We start from the raw sequence: 11,725 nt of genomic DNA on the forward strand, positions 1-11,725 counted from the left end.
GTCCAACCGCTCCGCAAGTAGGGCTTGGGCTGAAGCGCGAGCAGTCATTGCAACATCCTGACCCTGCGCTGCAGCCACACGCGGGCATTCATGACCAGGTCAACCTCGTCGGGTGTCACTGCATCGCGAAAATGGAAGACCTTGTTGCGGACGTCGCGCACGGGTTCAAGCATGGAAAAGACCAGCTCGCGGCTGCTACCGAATGTTCGGCTAAAGACCCTGCCGAAACGCTCCGGGCCATTGATCACCGAAATCAACTCGCCGAAGGTCAGGTCCTCCAGCCGTTCGGCCGGGGTGCCCTCCACGCCTGCCGGTCGGGCCGCAGCGACGAGTGCACTGAGCTCGTCCTCGGTGGCGCATGCTCGTCGGGCCAGGTAGCGCGTCGCCAGCTCGACGTCACGAACGATCATGAACTGCCTTGTCGCTGTCCACAGGTAGCTGCTGATGTCAGCGGTAGTGACAACGGCGAGCAGCCGCTCCTCATCACCCACCAACACCGCCCCCTTGTGGTGGATCGCCTCCAACGCGTCCTCGACCTCCGAGCCGGACCTGACGAACGTCAGGTCCTCAAGGAAATCGCCGACCGGATACGACAGGGGGTCGTCCTGGCGGCGCACGATCCCAAGATTCAGCGCGAGCGATCGGTAGCTGAACACACCCACCACCACATCGTTAGATGTCACCGGCAGCTGATCGAATCCGCAACGAGCCATCAGTGCGAGCGCCTTTGAGACCAGTGTAGTGACCTCAACAGTGGCAACCTCTTGGTCAGTCGGCACCACCTGGCCTACACGCAGGAAGTGATGCTGCGGCGTCATGCGGCTCAGCCGTGCCCCTCCCCTGATCTTCGCCTGCGCGTCGGAACCCGACGAGGCTATCGGCCGGCTACGTCCCTCAGCCAGCCGTCTAGGCCGACGAGACGTCCAGACTCGATGTGTCCCAGCGCCCGCCTGATGCCCTTACCGCGGGCAGGAACGGGTGCTCGATAGGCAGCATGGGGTCCAGCCGGGTTGACGTGGACGACGGCGGAGAACAACGGGCTGTTCTGGCGGCGAACTTCGCAAGCCGCAGCAAGCCTGGCAGGGTCGAACTCGTTGGTGATGAGCACATAGTCGAAGTCCTCACCAGCCTCCTCAAGCTCGGCATAGTCCCGGAAATCGCTGACGAACTGCTCTTCCCGGTCGCTTCTTACACTCCACTTGCAGGAAACGAGCGTCCGCCTCCCGGTGGCCCCCTGAACTAGCGCGAGATCCACCTGCCGCGGCTTGCTGTTGGCCCTTGGCCTGCGGAACCCCGGCACCTGGTGCAACAGCGGGCGGACATGAATGGTGTGGGTGCGGGCGATGGCCGGGATGCGGCTCAGGAGGGCACTCACAGTGTCCTCGAAACCTTCGCCGACCAGGTTCTTCCGCTTGTTCTCCAGGCCGACGTGGGCGTAGATCCTCTCCGCCAGTTCCCTGAGGGCGGCGGGTGACGGCCGCTGCGCGAGGAACGGGTCAAGCACCTCGGCGATGATCGACTCCAGCTCAGGGTCCTCACCCGGTTCGGGCAGCCCCATCCCTTCGTACGGCCGGCGCTGGCCAGAGACGGTATCCAGCAAGCGCGCACGATTCCGGGCGGCGACATGCGCCAGATCAGCGGTGGCGTGCCGAAAGAGGTAGTCGATGTGCTTGTCCAGCTCGCCCGGCGCGACCCCCAGGGCCTCCGCAGACCAGACATGGAAAGCAAGGCTGCGCGCGTACCAGGGGCGACCGGGCTGGCACTTGTCGCTCTCGTAGCAGTGGGCTAGGCCTGTGGTCCGGTCGATCCAGAGCAGCAGGCGGTAGACGTGTCGCCAGGCGTTCTCCGGGTTCACCGCCTCGGCGCTCGAGAAGTATCGTTTCAGGAGCCGGGCGCGGTTCTCCTCACCGAAGGCGCGGGCACTAGCTTCGCTCGTCGAGCCCCCGGGGGCACTACCCAGTCCCGGTATGGCCACCTGGTCTCCAACCACTCGCCGAGAGTACTAGGCATGCCCATCCTTCGGTGTCCCGCACCGCAGGCCGAGCTGTCCATGCGCATGCCGTGGCAGGTGGCGCACGTTGTGCAATAGTTGCTCAGCAGCCAATCCGGGACCGAGGCGTCTCGTCGCCCGTTGCGATCGGGTTGGATTCAGGAGACCTGGACAGAGTGTACGGAGCTATGCCAGACCACTTGTCGAAAGCGGGACGCTCACGTGTGATGGCCGCCATCCGTTCCAAGAACACCAAGCCCGAGCTCATGCTCCGGCAGGCATTGAGAGCCTCGGGCGTGACAGGCTACCGCATTCACCTCGCGACTCTCCCCGGAAAGCCGGACATCGCCTTTACGCGCTGGCGCTTGGCTGTATTCGTGGACGGTGTTTTCTGGCACGGGCACCCGGACCATTTCAAGCCGCAGCTGGCCAGTCCCTACTGGAGGGAGAAGATCGCACGGAACCAGGAAAGGGACGTCAAAAACGACGCCGCGCTGGCGGCCATTGGCTGGACGGTCTTAAGGGTCTGGGACACGCACGTCAAGGAAGACCTTGGTGATGTTACCCGGACGGTGACCGATGCACTTAGGGCGCTGGGTCGGCCTGACGTGCCGCGATGATGGCTAGCCGCTGGCCTCAGCAAGACCGACCAACGTCTCGATGGGCGGCGACTGCTGCGGCTGCCCGCCCTGCTCGCCCTGCTCGCGCCGAGCGATGATAAGGGTTCTCACCCGTTGTGCGATGGCCTCTGCCAGCAGCGGTGGCACGGCGTTGCCCACCTGCCGGTAACGAGAATGTGCCTGCCCTCCGTCGATGCGTCCAGGCAGGGCACCACGCCGCGGGTCGGTGCTGAAGACGAAGTGGTCAGGGAAAGACTGCAACCGCGCGAACTCCCTGACGCTGAGGGCGCGTGGCATCCGGTAGTGGTAAGCCGAGTCGGCCTTCGTGTTCAGCGTCCAGGCCCAGACTGCGGGGTGCAGGCGCCGATATGCATAGAAGTGGGCACGCCCGAGCTTGCCGCTGTCAGTACTAGGTCCCCACTTCTCGCCACTGATGTAGCGAGCAGTCAGGGCCTCAGTAAGATCACGATGATTGCCGCCGGCTGGGATCCCCTTTAGTCGCGTGACGGTGTCTGAATTGATTCTAGGAACGCTGACGTTCCATATCTTGCCCTCCAGCTGCTTCCGCATCAGGCGCTGGTATGCCGATTCAGCTTCCTTCATTTCGCCAATGGGCATCGCCTCCTCGCGTCGCCCCGCCTTGAGGTTCCGCAGGTCGGAAATCGCCTGGTCAGCCGAGACGACGGCGAGATTATCCGGGTCCTCCAGAGCCTTCAACAGTGCGGTTGCCCGCATTTCGTCTCGACGCGTCTCGAGAGCGTACTTGCCCTTCCCGTGGCGAACGAGGGCGAGATGGAGAGTCGCATGAGTACCCTCGAAAACCGGCGGCGTCTCACCAAGGTCGCTTCGTAAGCCTACGAATACCAGACGCTTGCGGGTCTGCGGAACGCCGAAGTCGGCGGCGTCGAGAAGGTTCGGCTGCACATTATAGGCGCCGCCAAGCTCGAGGTCTTCTTTCACTTGCTCCAGGACGCCCATCTGGGCCATACCCGGTACGTTCTCCATGACAAATGCGAGCGGCCGGATCTGCCCGACTGTTTTCACGAATTCCCGGTACAGCGAATTACGCGGGTCGTCGATAATCCTTGAATGGTTGCGAACTTGCGAGAAGGCTTGGCACGGCGGCCCACCCACAACCACGTTAACGCCCCGCCCCACCTCGATGATGCGTTCATGCACCTCAGGTAGCCGAATATCGCCACAAATGGCTTGGGCGTTCGGGAAGTTGAGGGCGAACGTGGCGCACGCGTCCGGGTCGATGTCGCTGGCACCCACGATTTCAAAGCCGGCCTGCTGGAACCCTTGGGACAGGCCGCCAGCCCCAGCGAAGAGGTCCAGCACGCGCGGCTGCTGCACGGACAGGAAGTCGACTTCAGCGCACGACGCCACGTCGGCTTCGAGTCCAGGCAATGGCAGTGCCAGTTGCGTGACCACGCAGCCCCCTTCAACCCGCCCCGTCACGCCGCGTACGCGCGGTGTTACCGCAGGGCCAATTCTGGTCCCGACCGCACCTAAGTCACGGCCGCCGCGCCGGATGACGCGCCCGCCATATTTGATCCTCTCCTACACCCGTTCGACAAGTCATCGCCCGGCTCGCCCACCAGTCCGTGGGAGCGATCACCCTTATGGCCACCGGCGCGCGCCCCTAACTGGCTCGTCCGCGCCGCTCCGGGCTGGATAGAACGCGTTCCCCTGTCACCGCCGGCGCGAGGATCTCTGCCGCCGGCTGCCAGCACGCCGCCCTCGTTCATGGCTGACAGGGGGAGCATGCGACGTGGTGGCCGGCCATGCTCTCGACGACCATTGGGCCTGCGTCGGCCCCTCCTGGTGATCGCCGTCCCGCGGCCTAAAAGTCGCTGGCCTCTGGGGCTCGCCACCGGGTGGCGACCGCATGGGCTCAGTCCGCCGCACCTACCAGCGCGAACGGCAGCGATGTCCATCGGAAGGCTCTGATACGCGTTGATGAGGTCGACGATGATGCCTCTGTCCCACGGAATGCTACTCGGGGCAGGTTGGTGCGACAGAGTGGTTCGTCGACTGGACAGGGTGGCCACGGGGGGAGCCGCCCTGCCCAGCGATGTCATCACGGTAGAACCGGCCGTCGACGCAGGGCAACCCCCGAGGCGACGCAATGTAACGCTATCTGCACGGATTGTTCAACCCGAGCGTTCCCGGCCCTCGCCGTACGTGTCGCCGTGGCCATTCGGTCAACTCGTCATGATGTGGGGCCGAGGGAGGACTCAGCCTCAACCCCTGTCGGCGTGGAACCTGCCTCGACCAGTGTCGGGTTCCCTTTTAGGGACAGTGTTTGCTCGACGTCTGGGGTGTTCACGCCTGTGGCAGGAGCTTCAGGTCAGCGCTCATGCGAGTTGCGACTTTTCTGTGGAGTGGCTGCCGACCGTGGGGGACGAAAGTCCAGCGGCCATCACGGAGGTTGGCTATGGTCTGGTTCAGTGCGCGTCGTGCGTAGACGACGCTTTCGTCGCTCCAAAGCACGACAGCGCCCTGTGCTGTGGTGTGGCTGTTGCCCACGGCTTCGCCGAGCAGCGGCAGGCAGTCACTGGCGTCGTCGAGGACACCGACGGCCCCCCACTTGTCGCGGCGTCCTTCCGTAAGCCGCTCGTGGTTGAGGCTGACGCATCGCACCGCTTAGGCAAGGGACGCGATGAGCCGGCCGGCGCTCTCCAAGCTGACCACCGCAGGGGAAGCGGCAGCTACCTCGCGCTTCTGCGCGTCATCCGCCTGCTAGAAGTGGGCCACGAGGTCGGCCGGGTCGACGGCCGGAAGATGAGACCGCACGAACGTCTCTTTGCGAATCCGAGAACGGCGGCGCTGGTGGTGGCGAGGTCAGCGAGGGGGTCCTGAGCGGTGGCCACAGAGATGTCGAGACCATGACGGCGGCCTTCCTCGCGCTGCCGCTCGACCGTTTGCTGGAACCTCATCATCCGGCGCACGTATCCTCCGGCGGTGGCGGTCGATCCACACGATATCCGTGGTCGTGGCTTCTTCTGGCGAACCGGAAGGCTGGTACACGGGGCAGCTCCCAGTTCGCCGCAAGGGCCGGCTCGCGGCGGCTAACCACCGGGCCCCCTGGAACGATGAGGAGCAGTCGTCAACCCGTCACTTTGGTGGCTCACCTTGCCTCGATGCAGGCGATGGGGCTGCAGAGGCGCTGTCGCAGCGGATCGGTGGGCATGTCGAGCCGCGTCAGCGGGCAGTGGCCGAGTCGCTCAGACCGTTTGGGGGGGTCACTGTGGGCCACCCAGTCGGGCTGGCCCGCACGGGAAACCGTTCGGTCGAGGCCCTTACAGATCTTGAATGGTCAGGTTGTGTCGGGTTCGAGGGTCAGGCCGGTGTGGGCGAGGAACCCGTCGAGCAGGTCGGGGCGGTACTGGATGCTCTTGAGCCGGTTGCGGATGATCGCGAGGAGGTGGTCGACGCCGGTGACGGCGAGGTCGCCGATGCTGCGTTTCAGGTGAGACCAGACGCCCTCGATCGGGTTCAGGTCGGGGGCGTAGGCGGGTAGCCGGATGACGTGAAGCCAGTCCCGGGCGTCGATCATCTGCCGCATAGCGGCGGAGACGTGGGTGTTCAGGTTGTCCCAGACGCACACGATCGGGCCGCCGAGTTGTTGGTGGGCGGCGTCGAGCAGGGCGATGTAGTCACGTTCGCTGAAGCTGCGTCGTTCGTTCTTGCGGCCGCGGTGCACGATCGTGCGGTAGATCAGCCGGGACCGCTCGCCGGGCCGGTAACAGGTCAACCCGGCGATCGAGACCCGACCGGACCCCTTGCCGGACACCGGGACGACCGAGGTGCGGCCACGTCGGCCCAGGTGCGGACCTTGGGTGGGCGCAGCGTCTGACCGGCCTCGTCCGCGAAGACCAGCCACGCCTGCCGCTGCGCCGCTACCGTTTTCCCGCAGGCCACGTCTCCTTACGCCACGCGGCGATCGCGGCCTCGTCACGCTCGACCGCACGGTGTTTGGGCACCTGCACCGACCAGCCCAGCCGGTACATCACATTCGCGGTGCCGCGCAGCGTGTAGCGGACGCGGAACATCCGGGTGACCAGGTCTGACACCCGCGCCAGGGTCCACCGCTGATCGGCACCGAACCCGTGCGCCGCCGGGCCGTTTTCCAAGGCATCGGCCAGGCGCTGCAATCGGGCCTCATCAAGGCGACAGCGAGACCCGCCAGGCCCCTTCGAGGCCAGAGCGTCCTCACCACCGGCCCGCCACCGCTTACGCCAGCCATACACCGCGGTCTGCGACACCCGCAGCCTGCGCGCGACCTCCGGCACCGACACGCCCTCAGCGAACCAACCGGCCGCCCGCCGCCGTACCACCTCACGCTTCGCCCGCCCCCGCGAGGACAGCCCACCTCCGTCGGGATACGTCATTACCCCGGCCTACGTGGTCAATCCCCGAAGGTCATGCCGACACGCCGAGCCCCCGTCAGAACGATGAGGCTCCGGCTACGAGCGCCCGCGCTATATCCGTCCACCAGTAGAGGACTTCCCGGCCCGACCGGCGCTTCTGGAGCAGACCGGCCTCAGTCAGCACGCGCAGGTGACCACTGACCGTGCCGAGCGGCAGTCCGGTCGCGGCGACCACGGCCGTGGTGCTGACCGGCTCGGCCGCCTGCACCAGAACTATGCTCCTTGCGTTCCCGAGCAGGCGGCGCAGAGGATCCGGCGTGGTGAGAGCCGCCTCGGTGAAGATCCCCGTCACCGGATAGACGATCCCGAAGCGGTCGGGCAACCTCCAGGAGATCCAGCCTCCCCGGCAGTGAGCCGCGAAGAACGTCACCGTCCCGCCCCGCACGTCGCACGGTGGGTACGGTCGCTCCTCGACCTGCAGCCGGCCGTCGCCGAGCCAGCGCATGCCCGGCCGCATGTCGTTGATGACCCCGGACCATCCGTCCCTGCCCAGGCGGGAGATCCGGGACACCACATCGGCGCGTAGCACCGATTGCCTGCGCGGCCAGTCCGCCTCAATCGTGTGGTGCCAGACCCAGCGCAACAGAGCGGCCGTCCGGCTGGCCAACCCTGTACCGCGTAATTCCGGGGCCAGCGGGGAACGTACGCGGGCCAGATCCTCACGGATTCGGTCGTCCGGCAGCGACTCCAGCTCCACGAGCTCGTCGTCCAGCGTCATGTCCGGACGGGCGGGCGGCACCGTCAGGAAGTCAGCCATCCAGGAGGACGAGATCGCGTGCGCCAGAATGGCCGCGGTCATCGGGTCACTGTCGAGATAGCCATGGAAGGCATCGACATGCTGGTCCCGCCAGACCCGGTGCCACGGAAGCGGCTGACCCCGGCGCAGGATATTGAGCGCCCCCAACGTCTCGGTGAGCTGTGAACTGCCGAAACGCGCGCGCGCCATCACATCGCCGTCGACCAGGAACACTGCCACGTTTCGCCTCCAGTCGAAAAACTAGGGTGGCGGCGCGGGATACCGCAAGCTCCTGGCCATGCAGAGCGACACCCAGCCAAGCGATCCGACGACCGTGAGCGCGCGGAACTTCAGGGCTCTGTGGGCCGGCGCCGCGGTCACCAACCTGGCCGACGGTGTCGTCAAGCTGGCCCTGCCTCTGGTGGCCGTCTCGATGACGGACTCCCCGGCCCTGGTCGCCGGAATCACCTTGGCTAACACTCTGCCCTGGCTGTTGTTCTCGCTGCTCGCCGGCGCGCTCGCCGACCGGGTCGACCGCCGGCGCCTGATCATGACAATGGCCGCCGCGCGGGCCCTGGTCCTCGCCGTGCTCGTGGGTGCCATCCTCGCCGACATGCTGCCGCTGGCCGGCCTGTATGCGGGGGCGCTGCTCCTCGGCGCCGCCGAGGTGTTCGCCGACACAACCCGGATGTCGGTCGTGCCGATGGTCGTGCCCCGCAATCGCATGGAATCCGCGTTCGCGAAGTTGACCGCGACCGAGACCGCGGCCAACGAGTTCATCGGGCCGCCTCTGGGTGGCCTGCTGGCCGCCGCCGGACTGGCCGTCGCGCTCGGCGCCGGCGGCGTGGGCTATGCAGGCGCGCTGCTCGCCTTGGCAATCATGACCGGCCACTACCGCAGCAACGGTTACCCCAGACCGGCGACGAGCGCGTCCGGCCTCCGCGCCGACATCTGGGAGGGCATCCAATACGTGTGGCGGGAAAAAGTCCTGCGGACCCTGCTGCTGGTGGCCGGCGCGGCGAGCGGATGCTGGGCGGCCTGGATGGCGGTCATCGTCGTCTATGCGGTCGCACCCGGGCCGATGGGCCTGAGCCGCTCAGAATACGGACTGCTGATCGGCGCCCTGGGAGTGGGCGGCGTCGTGGGAGCCTCCGCCGCGCCCGCCCTGGTTCGCCGGCTGGGTCGGCAGGTCGTCCTCGCCACGTCGATGGCTAGCTTCGCCGTGCTGCTGGCAGCACCAGCGATCACCTCGTCCCCCCGGCTGATCGCCGTGACGACCGTCCTGGGCGGCGCCGGCTCCGGCGCATGGAACGTCACCTACAGCTCGCTGCGCGCACTCGTCGTGCCCGACGAGATGATGGGCCGCTACAGCGGAGTCAGCCGCCTGACCAGCTGGGGATCAATGCCGCTCGGGGCTCTGGTCGCCGGCTTCACCGCGGAACTGATCAGCGTAAGAGCGGTCTTCTTGGGCGGAGCAGCACTCTGCGCCCTCGTGCTCGCAGCGACGTTACGAACGGTCACATCACCCGAATTCCGACGGGTAGAAGCCCGCGCGACCGCCTCTCACCAACCTGCGCCGGCCCAGCCGCACCGATCCTGACTTCCCGGTCACCCCGGCGAGGTCGACTCTCACTCGGACCCACCGGTCTGACCCTCGATCTCGAACCGCAGTAATCCTGACCTTTCAACCTCTGTAACTTCTGTCCGCATTGACTGCCTTCAAATGGCGAATGCGGTCGCTTATCGGAGGCATGTGCCCCGCCGTCTTGCCGCCGGCTATAAGGTTGAGTATTGGTCGGTCAGTGACAGTGCCAAGTAGCTGCCGGATCCGTTCAGGTGGCCAGTGTAGTTCCTGCGCCAGCGCGGTGATGGTCAGCCCGTGCTCGGAGGCCAGTTCGAAGGCCTTTCTTAGGATCGTCGGCTGTTCGCCGGGGAAGCCATCGATGGGTTCGAGGGCCGGCTTGGACTGATTGAGGCGTTGGTAAGCGCGAGTCGCAGTGGTGTCGGTGTAGAGACCTACTTCTCGGCAGCGGTAGATCAAACTCTGGATCGACGTTCCCCATGTCCGCTGCAGCTCAGCGAACGCCGCGAAGTTCACCCTTGCGGGCAGGAGTGGTGTGATGCTGTCGCGCGGAGTGAGGAATTCCGCGGCAAAGGCGTCTGCGTCCCGTTCATGCCTGGAGTCACCGGGAAGAGCGTCGGCGTGGAGTACGAGGTGGGCGAGTTCGTGCGCGGCGGTGAAGCGCTGCCGGTATACATCCTGGGATCGATCGCGACTGATAATAATGAACGGCCGCGGTAGCCGTGAGGTCGAGAAAGCATCCACGGTACGGAAGTCGCCATCGGCTGGCGCATGGACGACGACGATGCCGTGGACCTCGAGAGTGCGCACGAGGTGCGGAATGGGCGCGGTGCCGAGATTCCAGTGCTGGCGAAGAGCTCGGGCGGCTTGGACTGGCTCGGTGGGAAGGCTTGCGCCGGGATGAATCTCGCCGCCGGCGAACCCAGGAAGGTCTACGTGGGGCAGGAAGACGCGCCGTTCGAGGGCGTAGATGAGTTCCCAGACCTGCTCGGTGAAGGAGACGGCCTTGGCGCGCTGGTATGAGCGTGTCTCACGGAGATGGCGGAAGTGCGCTGCAGAGGAGTCGAGGCGGGCATAGGGACGCCCGACCTGGAAGAAGCCAACGGGGTAGCCGAGGTGTTCGGCGAGGGCGATCAAAATCTCGGGTCGTGGCCGGGCCCCTGATTCGTACTGGCCGATGGCCGCAGCGCTGACCCCGACTCGGTCGGAGAGTTCCTTCTTGGTTAGCCCGGCGAGCTGGCGAGCCTGTGTCAGGCGTGCCGAGTCGAACTGCCTGGCGACAGCACTGGCTGACCCTGAGGGCAACTCCACGGGGAGACCGCCGGCAGAGAACAGGTCATCGGGCTCGTCAGTTCTGGGCATCGCTTCGCTGTTGGTGGTCGCTATGTTCGGCTACGGGGCTGACGGTGGCCTGCTCAGTGGCGGTACGGGGGCGCAGCGTCGGGCTGGCCAGCTCCGCCTGGTCGAATCGCGGGGACGCGGTTGGGGCCGACGGCTGGGTTACCAGGCGAAGCCCAGGGATCGGGTCTGCGGACGGGACGAGGAGGGGTTGTGCGGATACCCAGCTCGCTGCGCCGGTCTGGCTCACGCTGATCTGGCCCCATCCGATGTTGAGCAGCCCGTGCCGCTCGTGCGCCGCGTAGTAGATGATCACGATACCGTCTGGTTCCAGCCCTCGCAGAACGTCGGTGGCATGGGCGTCCGACTCGTACTCCATCCCTTCGAAGGCCGGCTGCTCATGATCGGGTTTGGGGCCGAAGAGCCGCGCCAGCTCCAGCGTCGTCTTGTTGATCTTCTTCAGGGCGCGAGGGCTGTCGTAGGCGGTCGCGAGGTCCTTCGCGTACTCAACCGGCAGCACGGCGACGTTGTTGATGACAACGATGCGATAGCTCTTGCCTAACGGGCGGACTGTCTGGGCGCCGGGGACCTCGCCGAGGTGGTTGACCAGTTCCTCGTACCGCGCGGGCCAGCCTCCGCCGAAGGCGTGGCGCGACGTCAGGCGGACCGCGTGGTGGCCGTCCATCTGCCGTCCGACGGCGGCCTGAATGGCCGCCGGAATGGCCTCCGTCAGCGTGGCTGCCACGTCGCGGCCGAACAGGGACGCTGCCCACGCTGCCGGCCGAATCTTCTTCGACACGGTTCTCCCCTCATGCTTTACCTGCGTGCAGAAGGCTAACATCTGTGCTTTAGTTTTGAGCGCGATCACGCCACTTTGGTCGCGGTGAGCGTGTTCCCGCAGATCACGCCGCCTGCTGTGTGGCGTGATCTGCGGTGCGCCGCGGTAGCGGCGGATGCCGAGCGGGCCGCACATGGTGTCCGGTTGCGGCGTTGCGGGTCGCGCACGATGAGCGGCCGGGGAGG

Annotated in this window: 10 protein-coding genes; 2 read left to right on the forward strand and 8 right to left on the reverse strand. The window is 66.1% G+C overall.

Going from position 1 to position 11,725, the window contains the following annotated elements; translation table 11 throughout:
* Window positions 1-44: 44 nt before the first annotated feature.
* Entirely contained in the window at window positions 45-818 is a 774-nt protein-coding gene (locus tag ABUL08_RS20790; RefSeq protein ID WP_350931608.1) for a CBS domain-containing protein, read from the reverse strand.
* A gap of 56 nt (window positions 819-874) precedes the next feature.
* A complete protein-coding gene (locus tag ABUL08_RS20795) occupies window positions 875-1,990 on the reverse strand; it encodes a hypothetical protein (protein WP_350931609.1) in 1,116 nt (371 codons plus the stop codon).
* Window positions 1,991-2,178: 188 nt separating this feature from the next.
* Here ABUL08_RS20795 and ABUL08_RS20800 point away from each other — a divergent pair, with 188 nt between their 5' ends.
* Window positions 2,179-2,610 (forward strand): very short patch repair endonuclease, encoded by a 432-nt coding sequence (locus tag ABUL08_RS20800; protein ID WP_350931610.1) that lies wholly within the window; start codon window positions 2,179-2,181, stop codon window positions 2,608-2,610.
* Between the two features lie 3 nt (window positions 2,611-2,613).
* Here the strand turns inward: ABUL08_RS20800 and ABUL08_RS20805 are convergent, their stop codons facing one another.
* The 4 genes from ABUL08_RS20805 to ABUL08_RS20820 form a co-directional block, all read right to left on the reverse strand.
* Complete coding sequence (locus ABUL08_RS20805; RefSeq protein WP_350931611.1) at window positions 2,614-4,044, reverse strand: DNA cytosine methyltransferase; 1,431 nt, start codon at window positions 4,042-4,044, stop codon at window positions 2,614-2,616.
* A gap of 1,888 nt (window positions 4,045-5,932) precedes the next feature.
* The gene (locus ABUL08_RS20810) at window positions 5,933-6,586 is read right to left on the reverse strand and encodes a transposase (RefSeq protein ID WP_350931613.1); all 654 of its coding nucleotides are present in this window, start codon (window positions 6,584-6,586) and stop codon (window positions 5,933-5,935) included.
* Window positions 6,516-7,007 (reverse strand): winged helix-turn-helix domain-containing protein, encoded by a 492-nt coding sequence (locus ABUL08_RS20815; RefSeq protein WP_350931614.1) that lies wholly within the window; start codon window positions 7,005-7,007, stop codon window positions 6,516-6,518. The genes ABUL08_RS20810 and ABUL08_RS20815 overlap by 71 nt, the downstream gene beginning before the upstream one ends.
* A 55-nt stretch (window positions 7,008-7,062) precedes the next feature.
* Window positions 7,063-8,022: an ArsR/SmtB family transcription factor gene (locus ABUL08_RS20820; RefSeq protein WP_350931615.1), complete on the reverse strand. Its 960-nt coding sequence runs from the start codon at window positions 8,020-8,022 to the stop codon at window positions 7,063-7,065.
* A 58-nt stretch (window positions 8,023-8,080) separates the two neighbouring features.
* Between ABUL08_RS20820 and ABUL08_RS20825 the strand changes: the two genes are divergently transcribed.
* Window positions 8,081-9,382, forward strand: a complete 1,302-nt coding sequence (locus tag ABUL08_RS20825; protein WP_350931616.1) for an MFS transporter — start codon at window positions 8,081-8,083, stop codon at window positions 9,380-9,382.
* Between the two features lie 84 nt (window positions 9,383-9,466).
* On the opposite strand, the gene ABUL08_RS20830 is transcribed toward ABUL08_RS20825, so the two are convergent.
* Together ABUL08_RS20830 and ABUL08_RS20835 are read right to left on the reverse strand one after the other, a co-directional pair.
* Window positions 9,467-10,726: an XRE family transcriptional regulator gene (locus ABUL08_RS20830; RefSeq protein WP_350931617.1), complete on the reverse strand. Its 1,260-nt coding sequence runs from the start codon at window positions 10,724-10,726 to the stop codon at window positions 9,467-9,469.
* Complete coding sequence (locus tag ABUL08_RS20835) at window positions 10,713-11,675, reverse strand: hypothetical protein (RefSeq protein ID WP_350931618.1); 963 nt, start codon at window positions 11,673-11,675, stop codon at window positions 10,713-10,715. Before ABUL08_RS20835 ends, ABUL08_RS20830 begins: the two co-directional genes overlap by 14 nt.
* Window positions 11,676-11,725: the final 50 nt, after the last annotated feature.

The sequence above is a fragment of the Micromonospora sp. CCTCC AA 2012012 genome (assembly GCF_040499845.1).
Classification (GTDB): Bacteria; Actinomycetota; Actinomycetes; order Mycobacteriales; family Micromonosporaceae; genus Micromonospora; species Micromonospora mangrovi.